This is a genomic window from Antarcticibacterium arcticum (assembly GCF_007993795.1).
In the GTDB taxonomy this organism is placed as follows: domain Bacteria; phylum Bacteroidota; class Bacteroidia; order Flavobacteriales; family Flavobacteriaceae; genus Gillisia; species Gillisia arctica.
Window position 1 is genome coordinate 1,747,199 of the sequence record NZ_CP042476.1, and the last position, 15,820, is coordinate 1,763,018.

Consider the following 15,820-nt stretch of genomic DNA (forward strand, 5'->3'; position numbering starts at 1 on the left):
TCAGGATAACCATCAGGGCTCGTACCCTAGATTATATCCATTAAAAAAGCCTCCAAAAAGGAGGCTTTAAATATGAGCCGATAGAGGGACTCGAACCCACGACCTGCTGATTACAAATCAGCTGCTCTAGCCAGCTGAGCTACATCGGCATCAACTAAATATTATAAACTATTTATTTTAGCAACAAGATCCTGAGCTTTTGTTTCAAGGTCTTTTTCAATTGCTTTAAAATGTTGTTTTTTATTCTCGATCTTTTTCTGGTTGATCTTGGCCATTAACTCGTCAAAACCTTTAATAGCCTCATCAACTATTTCTTCAGTTTTTTTCGTGTCTTGTTTTGGGTTTGCCAATTGATGAACGTATGCTGCCTCAATTATATCTCCCATTACATAGTTAACATCCCTTTTCAACAATCTTTTACTTGCCATCTTTAATGAAATTTTAGGCTGCGAATTTAAGGTATTTTTAAATACAATTATAAACTTACCTCTAAAATTTTTGCCTTATCCCCTTCTATTACTATTTTTTCAATAGATGCGGGCACTAACAGGGTTTCCCCCCGCTTTAATTCCTCGCTTTTTCCCCGGTAGGAAACCACACTGCCGCCTTCTACCCCTATTAGAATCACAAAAGAATCCAATTGAGTGTAATCCCGCGACAAGTTACCATTTGCCTGAATAATATTGGTCCGGAAATATTTGGTATTTATTACCTCTGCGGCTGCATTGGGAATAGGTTTATAATTGATCCTGAAATCCTCCTTCCCCGATAGGTCTATGGCTTCCATAGCAAGTTCTGTATGTAATTCCCTTTTCTCACCATTCCCTGCATCCCTGTCCCAGTCATATATCCTGTAAGTAAGATCTGAGGTTTGTTGAATTTCAGCAAGTACTACGCCGGCGCCTATGGCATGGATCAACCCCGGTTTAATTATAAATGCATCTCCTTGATCCACTTTTTCCCGGTTAAGTGCCCCGGCCAACTCCCCCGTCTCAACCAGGTTTTTATATTTTGATTTAGACATTTCACCCCCAAATCCAAGAATAAGCTCGGCATCCTTGCCTGCCTGCATGATATACCACATTTCGGTCTTACCAAAAGAGTTGTGCTTTTCTTTGGCTATTTTATCATCGGGATGTAATTGCACAGAAAGTGTTTCAGCAGCATCAATGAATTTTATAAGAAGCGGGAATTTGTTCCCAAAGACCTCAAACACCTTTTTTCCAACAAATTTTTCCCTGTATTCTTCCAGAAGCCATTGTATTGTTTTCCCTTTAAGAGTGCCATTTTTAACTATCGAACTGTTGTTTTCTACATCTGAGATCTCCCAGCTTTCCCCTGTTTTGGAAGAAGTGGATTTCTTACCGAATAATTCCTTAAGCCGGCTACCTCCCCATATCTTTTCTTTAAGGATAGGCTCAAATTTCAACAAATAAAGATCATCCTTCATGTTCCATTTCTTTTAATGCATCAATGGCCTTTGTAGTATGCTGTGCTGCTTTTAAACTATTATACCGCATTCGTAAAAGGCCATTCTTATCAAAAACAAAAGTCTCACGCCCAGGTATTATTCCCAGCAAAGATGCTTTTACTCCAAATGCTTTTTTAGCCTTATTTTCGGGATCAGACAGGAATATAAACGGCAAGTTGTATTGTTCAACAAATTTGCGGTGAGATGCTTCAGAATCTGCACTAATCGCTACAACTTCTGCTCCCAGATCTTTAAAATCTTCATATTTATCACGAAAATCACAGGCTTCTGTAGTACAACCTGGGGTAAAGTTCCTGGGATAAAAATAGATCACAGCCGCCTTTCCTTTCAAACCGGACAGGCTAAATAGTTTTCCTTCCTTATCTTTTAAGGATATATCTGGAATAGGATCACCGGATTTTAATGTCATTATTCGCCTTTATAAGTTACAAAGTTTCTGGGTGTCTCATAAAGCGTTATGGCAAGTTCCAGTTCAGGTTTTAATTTAGGTTTCAGTTTATTCCAGATGACCACAGCGATATTTTCAGCTGTGGGATTCAATTCCTTGAATTCGGCCACCTCCACATTTAAATTTTTGTGATCAAATGCAATCTCAATTTCTGAATATATCAGATCCTTCAGGATCTTCATATCTACCACAAAACCGGTTTCTTTATCAATTTCCCCGGTTACTGAAACTACAAGCTCATAATTATGGCCATGAAAGTTGGGGTTGCTGCACTTACCAAAAACGTTTTCATTCTTTGAATCGTCCCAATCCTTTCGATATAATCTATGTGCCGCATTAAAATGCGCTTTTCTGTTTACTGTTACCTTCATTGCCTGATAGTTTGGTAATATTTATCAAAAATTATTTTGAACCAGGCGGTATATATTTCGGGATTTACCTCCATATCTTTCTTCACATTTTCAAGGCTCATCCATTTAAATGCAGAAGCTTCTTCGGGGTTAAGCACAGGATCTTTCTCATATTTCCCCACAAGGATATGATCAAATTCATGCTCCGTAAGGCCATTATCAAACGGAGCCTTGTAAATAAAAGAGATCGTATCCTTAAGTTCTGTACTAAATCCCATTTCTTCCTCCAATCTTCTTTTACCGGCCTCTATATTAGATTCCCCCTCACGTTGATGACTGCAGCAGGTATTGGTCCACAGCCCCGGGGAATGATATTTACTATGCGCACGTTGCTGCAGCATAAGTTCATTTTTTTGGTTAAAGACAAATACCGAGAATGCCCGGTGAAGGATTCCTTTTTGATGAGCTTCCATTTTAGGCATTAATCCTATTTGCTCATCCTTCTCATTAACGAGGATCACATTTTCTTCCTGCATAGCTTATTTTGATTTTCAAAAATACAAAATCGGCCGGCCAAATCATAAGAAAATTAGGCACTGCCAAACTATTTAACCAATTAGGATCATTTAAAACCTATTTGATTAACAATTCCATTTTCTTGTACAATTATTTTATCTTTGCAGCCTCAATACCGCATAGGTAAAAGTAATCCCGGATCCTGCGATCCTGTTTATTTTATAGCTGTGCATATCTCCCGGCTGCTCCCGGAAGATCTTAAAGCAACCTGAATTAGTTTATGAAATTTACTGACGAGATTAAACGCAGAAGAACCTTTGGTATCATTTCTCACCCCGATGCCGGAAAAACAACCCTAACAGAAAAGTTACTTCTTTTTGGGGGTGCCATCCATGAAGCGGGGGCAGTAAAATCCAATAAGATCAAAAAGGGTGCAACGAGTGATTTCATGGAAATTGAGCGCCAACGGGGGATATCGGTAGCAACATCGGTTCTTGCGTTTGAATATGACGGGGTAAAGATCAATATTCTTGATACGCCCGGTCACAAGGATTTTGCTGAAGACACCTTCAGGACCTTAACTGCTGTAGACAGTGTAATAGTAGTTATAGATGTTGCCAAAGGGGTCGAGGAACAAACCGAAAAACTTGTAGAAGTTTGCAGGATGCGTAATATCCCAATGATCGTTTTTATTAATAAAATGGACCGTGAAGGGAAAGATGCCTTTGAATTGCTGGATGAAATTGAGCAAAAATTGAACCTTAGCGTTACCCCGCTTAGTTTCCCAATTGGAATGGGTTATGATTTCAAAGGGATCTACAACATCTGGGAAAAGAATGTAAATCTTTTTACGGGAGACCCTAAAAAGGATATAGAAGATACTATAGAGATAAGCGACCTGGGCGGTCCTGAACTTGACAAACTTATTGGTGAAAAAGCCGCCGATAATCTACGTACCGAACTGGAACTGGCTTACGGGGTTTATCCCGAATTTGATAAGGATGAATACCTGTCAGGAAACCTGCAACCCGTATTTTTTGGTTCAGCCCTTAATAATTTTGGGGTTAGGGAACTGCTGGATTGCTTTGTAAGCATTGCCCCCACTCCCCGCGCCAAAGCAAGTGAGGAACGCACGGTACAACCGGACGAGAAACAATTTACCGGCTTTGTGTTCAAAATTCATGCGAATATGGACCCCAAGCACCGTGACAGGCTTGCATTTGTGAAGGTGGTTTCCGGGATGTTTGAAAGAAATAAACCCTACCTGCACGTGAGACAGGGCAAGAATTTCAAATTTTCCAGTCCCAATGCTTTTTTTGCTGAAAAGAAAGAGATCGTGGATGTTTCCTATCCGGGAGATATTGTGGGTTTACATGACACGGGAAATTTTAAGATAGGCGATACATTAACTGAAGGGGAATTGCTCCATTACCGTGGTGTACCAAGTTTTTCACCAGAGCATTTCAGATATATTAATAATGCCGATCCTATGAAGACCAAGCAATTGGAAAAGGGAGTAGACCAGTTAATGGATGAAGGGGTGGCCCAGTTATTTACCCTGGAAATGAACGGAAGGAAGGTAATTGGAACGGTAGGGGCACTTCAGTTTGAGGTGATCCAATATAGATTGGAACATGAATATGGCGCAAAATGCACCTATGAAAACCTGAATGTTTACAAAGCTACCTGGGTAGAGACAAAAGATCCCAAAAGCGAGGAGTTTAAGGAATTTAAAAGGGTGAAAGCCAAATACCTTGCGCATGATAAACGAGGCCAACTGGTTTTCTTTGCAGATTCTCAATTCTCTTTACAAATGACCCAGCAAAAGTATCCCTCATTGAAGTTCCATTTCACATCGGAATTTTAGGTAACAGATCAATTTAGGTTTGCGGTTGTAACAGGTTTTGGAGTTTTTTTGAAAGAGCCTTTCATTACACTTTCCAAAGAAAGTATAAAAATACCTGCTACAGTGTAAGCAACCAGATCGCTCCAGGAAAAAGAATTTCCCAGTAGCATCAGGGCAATTGTGTTGTCACCCAATCCCAACCTGTTGGCGAGACTGAAAAATTGGGAAAGCTCTACCAAATAGGAAAACAACAAAACGATAATAATCGCCTTGAATGTTGAAACTCTTACAAAGGCTTTAAGGCTGCAATAGATAAGTATTACTACAAGAAAATCTCCAAGGTAAGGACGTATAAAATCATCCTTTACATTCATGGCAATATAGAGCTCTGTTAAAAACAGGAAGATGGCAGAATAGAGATATCGCTTCTTAACTTTTCGCATTATATTTTGTAATCTTTTGAAGAATCAAAGGAACGTTTGCCTAAAAGGATCTCAAAGAACAATTTGAAATCTGAAATTAAACTCCAGAATGGGTATTTAAAAGTTGCAGGTTTATTTTTTTCAAAAAAGGCATGTCCCACCCAGGCAAATCCATAACCAACTATGGGAACAAATATCCATTCCCAACCCCAACTTTGGGTAATAGCCATAAAGATCAATATAAAAACAAGGAAGGTTCCTATAAAATGCAGGATCCGGCTTACAGGATCCCGGTGTTCCTCCAGGTAAAAGCGGTAGAATTCCGTATAAGTTTGAATGCGATTTGTCATGGAAGATAATTTAAGCCGGGTGGTATCAAAGATCGCCACCAAACTATTCGATCATATTCCAATAATACAAAAAATTTCGATTCACTTATCTATTTGCCAGGGGTTAAGCATAGAAGAAAAATTTGAATGAGGGAAACTTTAAATTCTCCTAAAGTTCTTTCCGGAAACATATACTGGTATCAACCCCCTTATATTGCCCATAATTGGTGATAATTTTATAGTCGTTCTTGTGATATAAGGCGATTGCTTCAGGTTGATTAATTCCTGTCTCAAGGATACAATACTTATAAGAAAGTTCAGCCGCCCAGGTTTCAAGTTCATTTAAAATAAGAGTTGCCACACCTTTTCCTCTAAACTCTTCCAGTACGAACATTCGTTTTATCTCGATAGTTAAAGGTTTAAATTCTTTTAATGCACCACATCCTAAAGGAACTCCCTCTTTGGAAATGACCACCGCATGCTTAATCTTATCGAGCTTATTGAATTGGTCATAAAAAGGATGATCATCCCCATCCCTTACTTCCAGTTCTATATCAAGAAGCCTTACAAGGTCAATAAAAGCAGGATCCCGTGCATTGGTCCTTTTCACTAAATACATTTAATGGATTTTTGGAATTACTTGGCTTCAACTAGGCCTATTGAATGTTAGGATCACTTAGACTTTTTGTATTCAAGACCCGGCCCATCACAGGCATGATAATTACTCAACATCCTGTCACCTCTAAAATACAGCTCTTCTTTCATCCCTCCGGAATAACAACTGGCAGCAATGCTGTTACTATTGGAAAATTCGATCTCTATTGAAAAATTAATAAGAGGATCATTAAATTGTGAATCGTTTTCTGTAATTACAAAAGTTCCCGCAGCTTCTGTCAACTCACCATCCCTTGATCTGGACTTTATAAATGTTCCATCCCGGTTAAAATTATAGGATTCCTGCCATTCCATATCTTCCCCGGTAGTTAAGGAATTTCCAAAACTACCCGTCATTTTCACAAGATTCCACTTCCCATAAATATCCTCCTTGTTCAGGCTGATTTCATCAGCATCGGTGGAACAAGAAGATAATACAGTTGACAGGACAAATAACAAAATAAGATTTTTCATGAATTTCCTTTAAGATTAGAGTAATTGAGGATCAATTAAGCTTATATCTATATGACCCGAAAAAAGTAATAGGTTGCGTGAAAACTCAAACTCATTTCTGGCTAATACTGAAATATCTTTAAATCATTCTTTCTCCTTTAGACCAAATTATATTAGGCCTGCCCAGTGGGGCCAAAATTTAGCGGAATTGGCGGCTGCTCATAATCCTTTATTTCTCCGTGTGATTTTTCAAATCTGTGTACATTTTCTCCCAGGGCTTTTAGCAATCTCTTCGCGTGTTGGGGAGTAAGGATAATTCGGGATTTAACTTTGCTCTTTGGGGTTCCAGGCATAATGCTCACAAAATCTACCACAAATTCTGAAACCGAATGATTTATAATTGCAAGATTTGAATATATACCTTCCGCTACTTTTTCATCAAGTTCTATATTGATCTGTCCTTTTTTAGGTTGTTGCTCGTCGCTCATCTTTATTTTTTTATCAATTAAAATTACAAAAAAATCCCGTCACCCCTTGTAAGGAGACGGGATTTGAACTATTTAATAGTAAGGGCCGCAATCGCGGCCCTTATATTTGCTGTTAGTTATAATTAACTTCCTGCTTTTTCTCCAACATCTCGTCAAATTCCTCTTTGGAACCTACGATAATATGGTCATATGCTCTCATACCTGTACCTGCAGGGATCTTATGCCCAACAATTACATTCTCCTTAAGACCTTCAAGATCATCTATCTTACCTGCTACTGCAGCTTCGTTAAGTACCTTGGTAGTTTCCTGGAAGGAAGCCGCCGAGATAAAGGATTTGGTTTGAAGGGAAGCCCTTGTAATACCCTGTAGAATTGGTGTTGCAGTTGCAGCAACCGCATCTCTGGCAGTAGCAAGTTCTTTATCTTCTCTTCTTAATGAGGAGTTCTCATCTCTTAGTTCCCTAATGGTTACTATTTGACCAGGCTTTAAATTGGTAGAGTCTCCTGCATTCTCGATCACCTTCATTCCAAAGATCTTATCGTTCTCTTCGATAAAGTCAGATTTATGGATCAACTGGTTTTCAAGGAATAAGGTATCTCCTGAATCAACAATTCTTACCTTTCTCATCATCTGGCGCACCACAACTTCAAAATGCTTGTCGTTGATCTTCACCCCTTGTAAACGATATACTTCCTGCACTTCATTTACAAGATACTGTTGAACCGCATTTGGTCCTTTAATAGCAAGGATATCCTCCGGGGTAATAGACCCGTCAGATAACGGCATTCCTGCACGTACATAATCGTTCTCCTGAACCAGGATCTGGTTTGAAAGTTTCACAAGATACTTCTTAACCTCTCCAAGTTTGGATTCCACAATGATCTCACGGTTACCTCTCTTGATCTTTCCGAAGGAAATAACACCATCTATCTCACTTACTACAGCAGGATTGGAAGGGTTACGTGCTTCGAAAAGCTCGGTTACTCTTGGAAGACCACCCGTAATATCCCCCGCTTTAGAAGATCTACGTGGTATTTTCACAAGGATCTTACCAACTTTGATCTTTTCGTCCTTGTCCACCATAAGGTGAGCTCCTACCGGTAAGTTGTAAGAACGTATTACTTCGTCTTTCTTACCTAAGATCAATAAGGTTGGGATAAGCTTCTTATTCTTGGAATCTGTAATTACTTTTTCCTGGAATCCTGTTTGCTCATCTATTTCCACCTGGTAGGTATACCCCTGATCAATATTTTCATATTTGATCTTACCTGCAAATTCTGAAATGATTACCCCGTTATATGGATCCCACTGGCAAATAATATCATCTCTCTTCACTTCATCGCCATCGTTGATAAAGATCTGTGAACCGTAAGGAATATTGCTTGTTGTAAGCACTACACCGGTCTTTTTATCTTTCAACTTAAGTTCTGATGTTCTGGAGATCACGATATCGGTAATAGAACCATCAGGTCCTTCACCTTTTACCACTTTAAGATCTTCAATTTCAGCGATACCATTGAATTTGGCAATAACTTTATTCTCTTCTGAAATGTTTCCTGCAATACCACCCACGTGGAAGGTACGAAGGGTAAGCTGTGTTCCAGGCTCTCCAATAGATTGAGCAGCTACAACACCTACGGCTTCTCCTCTTTGTACAAGTTTATCTGTAGAAAGGTTTCTACCGTAACACTTCACACAAATACCTTTTTTGGCTTCACAAGTAAGTGCAGATCGTACTTCAACTGTTTCAATTGGAGCATTGGTGATCTTGGCAACAGCACTTTCAGTTATCTCCTGTCCTGAAGCTACAAGTAACTCTTCGGTAATAGGATTAAATATGTCATTTAAAGCGATTCGACCCAGGATCCTTTCACCAAGTGATTCCACGATCTCATCATTCTTTTTAAGCGGTGCTACTTCAACTCCACGCAGGGTTCCACAATCCTCTTCGTTTACAATTACATCTTGTGAAACATCTACAAGCCTACGGGTTAAGTACCCGGCATCTGCAGTTTTAAGTGCGGTATCGGCAAGACCTTTACGTGCACCGTGAGTAGAGATAAAGTATTCAAGAATCGAAAGACCTTCCTTAAAGTTGGAAAGAATAGGGTTCTCAATAATTTCACCACCACCTGAACTTGATTTTTTAGGCTTGGCCATAAGACCACGCATCCCCGTTAACTGACGGATCTGTTCTTTAGATCCCCTTGCTCCGGAGTCAAGCATCATATATACAGAGTTGAATCCCTGGTTATCCTCACGAATACGCTTCATTGCCAACTCGGTTAGACCTGCGTTGGTTGATGTCCAGATATCGATAACCTGGTTGTAACGTTCGTTGTTAGTAATAAGACCCATATTATAGTTTCCTATAATAGCTTCAACCTGCTCATTTGCATCGGCGATCATTGCACCTTTTTCTTCAGGGATAATAATATCACCTAAAGAGAAGGAAAGACCACCTGTATATGCAAACTTATATCCAAGATCCTTAATATTATCAAGGAAGGCCGCAGTTTCGGCTACGCTAGTAGCTTTTAATACACGTCCAATGATGTCCCTAAGGGATTTCTTGGTCAATACCTCATTGATATATCCGGCTTCTTCCGGTACAGATTCATTAAACAGAACCCTACCTACTGTAGTCTCAATGATTTGTGTTGTAAGAACACCTTCTTCGTTAAAATCTTTAGCGCGTATTTTGATCACCGCGTTAAGGTCAACTTTCTTTTCATTATAAGCGATCACAACCTCTTCAGCCGAGTAAAACGTAAGACCCTGGCCTTTAATTTTTACTTCATCTGTAGAAACCCTTGGCTTGGTCATATAGTAAAGACCAAGCACCATATCCTGAGATGGAACCGTAATTGGGGAACCATTTGCAGGGTTAAGGATGTTGTGAGAACCAAGCATTAATAACTGAGCTTCCAGAATTGCTTCCGGCCCAAGTGGCAGGTGAACCGCCATTTGATCCCCATCGAAATCGGCGTTGAATGCAGTACACGCAAGTGGGTGTAACTGTATCGCTTTCCCTTCAATAAGTTTTGGCTGGAATGCCTGGATACCTAACCTGTGTAATGTAGGGGCCCTGTTAAGCAATACAGGATGTCCTTTAAGAACGTTCTCTAAAATATCCCATACTACCGGTTCTTTTTTATCTATGATCTTCTTGGCCGACTTTACAGTCTTTACAATACCTCTTTCGATCAACTTACGTATTACGAACGGCTTGTAAAGTTCTGCAGCCATATCCTTAGGAAGACCACACTCAAACATTTTTAATTCAGGTCCTACAACAATTACAGAACGTGCCGAATAATCCACACGCTTACCAAGCAGGTTTTGACGGAAACGCCCTTGTTTTCCTTTTAAGGAATCTGAAAGGGATTTCAACGGCCTGTTGGAATCTGTTTTTACTGCCGAAGATTTTCTTGTGTTATCGAACAACGAATCCACAGCTTCCTGCAACATACGTTTTTCGTTACGAAGAATTACTTCAGGAGCTTTGATCTCCATTAACCTTTTTAGACGGTTGTTACGAATAATAACACGACGGTAAAGGTCATTTAAATCTGAAGTCGCAAAACGTCCACCATCAAGAGGCACCAATGGCCTAAGTTCAGGAGGAGTAATTGGAATTACCTTCATGATCATCCACTCAGGAAGGTTTTCCCTGTTCTTGTTGGCGTCACGCAGGGATTCAACAACCTGAAGTCTCTTAAGAGCTTCAGTCTTACGTTGTTTTGAAGTTTCGTGGTTTGCTTTGTGTCTAAGGTCGTAAGAAAGCTCATTAAGATCTATTCTTCTCAACAGGTCAATAAGACACTCGGCACCCATTTTTGCAATGAACTTGTTAGGATCTGTATCCTCAAGGTATTGGTTTTCCTGCGGAAGGGTATCCAGAATATCAAGATATTCCTCCTCTGTAAGGAAGTCCATCTTTTTAAGTTGTTCACCTTCGGCATTTTTTGCAATACCTGCCTGGATCACTACATATCTTTCGTAGTAGATGATCATATCAAGTTTCTTGGAAGGTAATCCAAGAAGGTAACCAATTTTGTTTGGCAATGAACGGAAATACCAGATGTGTGCCACAGGAACTACCAAATTGATATGTCCCACACGGTCACGACGTACTTTCTTTTCTGTCACCTCTACCCCACAACGGTCACAAACAATTCCCTTGTAACGTATTCTCTTATACTTTCCACAGGCACATTCGTAATCCTTTACAGGACCAAAAATTCGCTCACAGAATAATCCGTCACGCTCCGGTTTGTGCGTACGGTAGTTAATAGTTTCAGGCTTTAGAACTTCCCCGCGAGACTCTGCCAAAATGGACTCGGGTGAAGCTAAACCTATCGAGATCTTATTAAATCTCTTTTCTGTAGTATGTTCATTATTTCTAGCCATAATAATCTGTGCTGCTATAATTATTGTGAAAAATCTGCTTGAGAAAGGGATACCCGGGGGCATCCCTTTACAGGCAGCTTTTTATTCTTCTAATCTTATATCCAATCCTAGTCCTTTCAATTCGTGCATTAACACGTTGAAAGATTCAGGTAATCCCGGTTCCGGCATTGGTTCACCTTTAACGATCGCCTCATATGTCTTGGCTCTACCTATAACATCATCAGATTTTACGGTTAAAATCTCACGCAGGGTTGCAGATGCTCCATAAGCTTCCAGTGCCCAAACTTCCATCTCTCCAAAACGCTGACCACCAAATTGTGCTTTACCACCAAGAGGTTGTTGTGTAATAAGAGAGTACGGTCCAATGGAACGCGCGTGCATCTTATCATCGATCATATGTCCTAATTTCAACATATAGATCACACCCACAGTTGCAGCCTGGTCAAAACGGTCTCCGGTACCTCCATCATATAAATGTGTATGTCCAAAGCGCGGTACTCCGGCTTCATCTGTAAGCTCATTTATTTGATCTAAGGTTGCACCGTCAAAAATTGGAGTAGCATATTTTCTACCCAATTGTTGTCCTGCCCATCCTAATACAGTTTCATAGATCTGTCCAATGTTCATCCTTGAAGGTACACCCAGTGGGTTAAGTACGATATCTACAGGAGTTCCATCTTCAAGGAAAGGCATATCTTCCTGGCGAACAATACGGGCAACAATACCCTTGTTACCGTGACGACCCGCCATTTTATCACCTACTTTTAGCTTTCTCTTCTTGGCAACATAGATTTTTGCCAATTTGATAATTCCTGCAGGTAATTCATCTCCAACAGAGATGGTGAATTTTTCCCTTCTAAGGTTACCCTGAAGGTCATTTTCCTTGATTTTATAATTATGGATAAGATTTGCAACCAGTTTATTCAGGTGATCATCTGTAGTCCAGGTTCCTTGTGTAAGGTGGATATAATCATCTACAGCGTTAAGCATTTTTAGAGTGAACTTCTTACCTTTTGGCAATACTTCTTCTCCAAGATCATTTTGAACTCCCTGTGCAGTCTTCCCACCAACAATAGCAAAAAGTTTATCTACAAGTTCTGCTTTAAGAACAGCAAATTTTGCATCATACTTCTTGTCAAGTGCCGCTACATCTTCTTTATCCTGAACGCGTTTGCGCTTATCCTTTACCGCACGGGCAAAAAGTTTCTTGTTAATTACAACACCACTTAGAGAAGGGTGAGCTTTTAACGAAGCATCTTTTACGTCTCCAGCTTTATCTCCAAAGATCGCTCTAAGAAGTTTCTCCTCAGGAGTTGGATCGCTTTCACCTTTAGGAGTAATCTTCCCAATAAGGATATCACCAGGCTTAACTTCAGCTCCAATTCTTATCATACCGTTCTCGTCAAGGTCTTTTGTAGCCTCTTCAGAAACGTTTGGAATATCGTTTGTCAATTCTTCGTTACCCAATTTGGTATCCCGAACTTCCAGTGAATATTCATCAATATGGATAGAAGTGAAAATATCTTCTCTTACAACTCTTTCAGAAATTACAATTGCATCCTCAAAGTTGTATCCTTTCCACGGCATGAAGGCAACCTTCATGTTACGTCCCAGTGCAAGTTCACCTGCCTCGGTTGCATACCCCTGGCAAAGAACCTGTCCTTTGGTCACCCTGTCACCTATACGCACAATTGGCCTAAGGTTTATAGAGGTTCCCTGGTTGGTTTTTCTAAATTTAATTAATTCGTAGGTTTTTGAATCGCTTTCAAAACTTACCATTCTCTCTTCCTCTGTACGGTCGTATTTAATGGTAATTCTTTCAGCATCAACATATTCTACAACTCCGGGTCCTTCAGCATTTATCAAAACACGGGAATCTGTAGCTACAGCTCTTTCAAGACCTGTTCCTACAATAGGAGATTCAGCTCTTAATAAAGGTACAGCCTGACGCATCATGTTTGATCCCATCAACGCCCTGTTCGCATCATCGTGCTCAAGGAACGGGATAAGGGATGCCGAAATAGAAGAGATCTGGTTAGGTGCAACATCAATATAATGGATCTCCTTTGGATCCACTACCGGGAAGTCACCTTCCATACGCGCAATTACCTTATCTGAATCTATTGTTCCATCATCAGTCAAAGGAATATTCGCCTGTGCGATCTTCTTGTCTTCTTCTTCTTCAGCACTTAAATAAAAGGAAGGTTTAGAGAAATCAATCTTCCCCTCTGTTACTGTTCGGTAAGGAGTTTCAATGAATCCCATCCCGTTCACCTTTGCAAAAACTGCAAGTGAGGAGATAAGACCAATGTTTGGTCCCTCAGGAGTTTCAATAGGACAAAGTCTTCCGTAGTGCGTATAGTGAACGTCACGTACCTCAAACCCAGCACGTTCTCTTGAAAGTCCACCTGGTCCTAATGCCGAAAGTCTACGTTTGTGCGTGATCTCTGCCAGTGGATTTGTTTGATCCATGAACTGAGATAACTGGTTGGTTCCAAAGAACGAGTTGATCACAGAAGACAGGGTCTTTGCGTTGATCAAATCTATTGGGGTAAATACCTCGTTGTCACGTACATTCATACGCTCACGAATGGTACGGGCCATACGGGCCAAACCAACACCAAATTGCTGAGAAAGTTGCTCTCCTACTGTTCTAACACGACGGTTAGACAAGTGATCAATATCATCAATCTCTGCTTTTGAGTTAATTAACTCTATTAAATATTTTACAATGGTAATGATGTCTTCACGGGTAAGCACCTGCTTATCCATTCCAATATCAAGACCAAGTTTCTTGTTCATTCTGTATCGTCCTACTTCACCTAAACTGTAACGTTGGTCACTAAAGAACAATTTGTCTATTATACCACGTGCAGTTTCCTCATCGGGCGGCTCTGCATTACGCAGCTGGCGGTAGATGTGCTCAACAGCCTCTTTTTCAGAGTTTGTTGGATCCTTTTGCAGGGTATTGTGAATAATAGCGTAATCTCCGGTAGAATTATCCTCTTTGTGAAGAAGAATGGTCTTTGTTCCGGTTTCAAGGATCTCCTCGATGTGGTCCTTATCAAGTTCAGTATCACGGTCAAGAATGATCTCGTTACGTTCAATTGAAACAACCTCACCAGTATCTTCATCAACGAAATCTTCATACCAGGTGTTCAATACACGCGCAGCCAGTTTACGGCCTAAAACTTTTTTAAGTCCTGTTTTAGAAACTTTTACTTCCTCAGCAAGGTCAAAGATCTCAAGGATATCCTTATCTCTCTCAAAACCAATAGCACGGAAAAGTGTAGTAACAGGTAATTTTTTCTTTCTATCGATATACGCATACATCACGTTGTTTATATCGGTAGCGAACTCTATCCAGGATCCTTTAAAAGGAATAATTCTGGCAGAGTATAACTTGGTTCCATTTGCATGGAAAGACTGTCCAAAGAATACACCGGGGGAACGATGTAATTGTGAAACCACAACTCTCTCTGCACCGTTGATGCAAAAAGTACCACTAGGGGTCATGTAAGGAATGGTTCCAAGGTAAACATCTTGTACAATGGTTTCGAAATCTTCGTGTTCCGGATCTGTACAATATAGTTTTAAGCGGGCTTTAAGCGGTACGCTATAAGTCAAACCACGTTCGATACATTCCTGGATGGAATATCTTGGCGGGTCCACAAAGTAATCCAGAAATTCTAATACGAATTGATTACGGGTGTCTGTAATAGGAAAGTTTTCCATGAAGGTATTATAGAGACCCTCATCTCCCCTTTCTTCTGATTTTGTTTCTAGTTGAAAGAAATCCTGAAATGACTTGATCTGTACGTCCAGAAAGTCAGGATAATCAGGTTTGTTCTTTACAGAAGAGAAATTCAATCTTTCAGTTTGCGTTGCTAACATCAATGGACGGAATTATATTTATATATAAAAAAATGGGCGCGTTATAAACTTAAACTTTATATACGCAAAAGGGTTTAGACCTTCAGGAGAGTATCCTGAGGTCTAAACCTAAATGTATTGCTTGTTAAGCTTATTTAAGCTCAACCTCGGCTCCTGCTTCTTCTAATTGCGTTTTTAGTGCATTTGCTTCGTCTTTAGAAACACCTTCTTTAACTGGACGTGGAGCATTGTCTACCAATTCTTTTGCGTCTTTAAGACCAAGACCGGTAAGCTCTTTTACCAATTTAACTACCGCAAGCTTAGAAGCTCCAGCTGCTTTAAGAACTACATCAAATTCAGTTTGCTCTTCAGCGGCTTCTTCACCACCACCGGCAGCAGCACCACCAGCTACTACTGCAGCTGCAGCAGGCTCGATACCATACTCGTCTTTTAATATAGCGGCTAATTCATTAACCTCTTTTACGGTTAAGTTAACCAATTGTTCTGCGAAATCTTTTAAATCTGCCATTTTCTA

General features: G+C 40.1%; 14 protein-coding genes and 1 tRNA gene. 1 reads left to right on the forward strand and 14 read right to left on the reverse strand.

Translation table 11 applies throughout. The features are described 5' to 3' along the window. Positions 1-75: 75 nt before the first annotated feature. From FK178_RS07860 to idi, 6 genes are all read right to left on the reverse strand, one after another. Positions 76-149 (reverse strand) — tRNA-Thr (locus FK178_RS07860). A 12-nt stretch (positions 150-161) separates the two neighbouring features. Further along, a complete protein-coding gene (locus FK178_RS07865) occupies positions 162-428 on the reverse strand; it encodes a hypothetical protein (protein ID WP_146833188.1) in 267 nt (88 codons plus the stop codon). Positions 429-475: 47 nt separating this feature from the next. Beyond that, the gene (locus FK178_RS07870; RefSeq protein ID WP_146833191.1) at positions 476-1,450 is read right to left on the reverse strand and encodes a type I phosphomannose isomerase catalytic subunit; all 975 of its coding nucleotides are present in this window, start codon (positions 1,448-1,450) and stop codon (positions 476-478) included. Next, positions 1,440-1,901 carry a peroxiredoxin gene (locus FK178_RS07875; RefSeq protein WP_146833194.1) on the reverse strand — a complete coding sequence of 154 codons (462 nt, stop codon included), beginning with the start codon at positions 1,899-1,901 and terminating at the stop codon, positions 1,440-1,442. The genes FK178_RS07870 and FK178_RS07875 overlap by 11 nt, the downstream gene beginning before the upstream one ends. Continuing rightward, complete coding sequence (locus FK178_RS07880) at positions 1,901-2,311, reverse strand: 6-pyruvoyl trahydropterin synthase family protein (protein ID WP_146833197.1); 411 nt, start codon at positions 2,309-2,311, stop codon at positions 1,901-1,903. The genes FK178_RS07875 and FK178_RS07880 overlap by 1 nt, the downstream gene beginning before the upstream one ends. Then, entirely contained in the window at positions 2,308-2,826 is a 519-nt protein-coding gene (idi, locus tag FK178_RS07885; RefSeq protein WP_146833200.1) for an isopentenyl-diphosphate Delta-isomerase, read from the reverse strand. Before idi ends, FK178_RS07880 begins: the two co-directional genes overlap by 4 nt. A 260-nt stretch (positions 2,827-3,086) precedes the next feature. Between idi and FK178_RS07890 the strand changes: the two genes are divergently transcribed. Continuing rightward, positions 3,087-4,673, forward strand: coding sequence for a peptide chain release factor 3 (locus FK178_RS07890; RefSeq protein ID WP_146833203.1), 1,587 nt, complete (start codon positions 3,087-3,089; stop codon positions 4,671-4,673). A gap of 8 nt (positions 4,674-4,681) precedes the next feature. Here FK178_RS07890 and FK178_RS07895 read toward each other — a convergent pair whose 3' ends face one another. From FK178_RS07895 to rplL, 8 genes are all read right to left on the reverse strand, one after another. Then, positions 4,682-5,095 carry a ribosomal maturation YjgA family protein gene (locus FK178_RS07895; RefSeq protein WP_146833206.1) on the reverse strand — a complete coding sequence of 138 codons (414 nt, stop codon included), beginning with the start codon at positions 5,093-5,095 and terminating at the stop codon, positions 4,682-4,684. Beyond that, complete coding sequence (locus FK178_RS07900; RefSeq protein ID WP_146833209.1) at positions 5,095-5,424, reverse strand: DUF962 domain-containing protein; 330 nt, start codon at positions 5,422-5,424, stop codon at positions 5,095-5,097. The genes FK178_RS07895 and FK178_RS07900 overlap by 1 nt, the downstream gene beginning before the upstream one ends. A 148-nt stretch (positions 5,425-5,572) precedes the next feature. After that, positions 5,573-6,022, reverse strand: coding sequence for a GNAT family N-acetyltransferase (locus FK178_RS07905; protein ID WP_146833212.1), 450 nt, complete (start codon positions 6,020-6,022; stop codon positions 5,573-5,575). Positions 6,023-6,075: 53 nt separating this feature from the next. Further along, positions 6,076-6,531, reverse strand: coding sequence for a hypothetical protein (locus tag FK178_RS07910; RefSeq protein WP_146833215.1), 456 nt, complete (start codon positions 6,529-6,531; stop codon positions 6,076-6,078). A gap of 152 nt (positions 6,532-6,683) precedes the next feature. Beyond that, positions 6,684-6,998, reverse strand: a complete 315-nt coding sequence (locus FK178_RS07915; protein WP_146833217.1) for a DUF3467 domain-containing protein — start codon at positions 6,996-6,998, stop codon at positions 6,684-6,686. 112 nt (positions 6,999-7,110) lie between these two features. Further along, complete coding sequence (gene rpoC, locus FK178_RS07920) at positions 7,111-11,412, reverse strand: DNA-directed RNA polymerase subunit beta' (RefSeq protein ID WP_146833220.1); 4,302 nt, start codon at positions 11,410-11,412, stop codon at positions 7,111-7,113. A gap of 81 nt (positions 11,413-11,493) precedes the next feature. Then, on the reverse strand, positions 11,494-15,306 hold the full coding sequence (rpoB, locus tag FK178_RS07925; RefSeq protein ID WP_146833223.1) for a DNA-directed RNA polymerase subunit beta: 3,813 nt from the start codon (positions 15,304-15,306) through the stop codon (positions 11,494-11,496). Positions 15,307-15,436: 130 nt separating this feature from the next. Beyond that, positions 15,437-15,814, reverse strand: coding sequence for a 50S ribosomal protein L7/L12 (rplL, locus tag FK178_RS07930; protein ID WP_146833226.1), 378 nt, complete (start codon positions 15,812-15,814; stop codon positions 15,437-15,439). Positions 15,815-15,820: the final 6 nt, after the last annotated feature.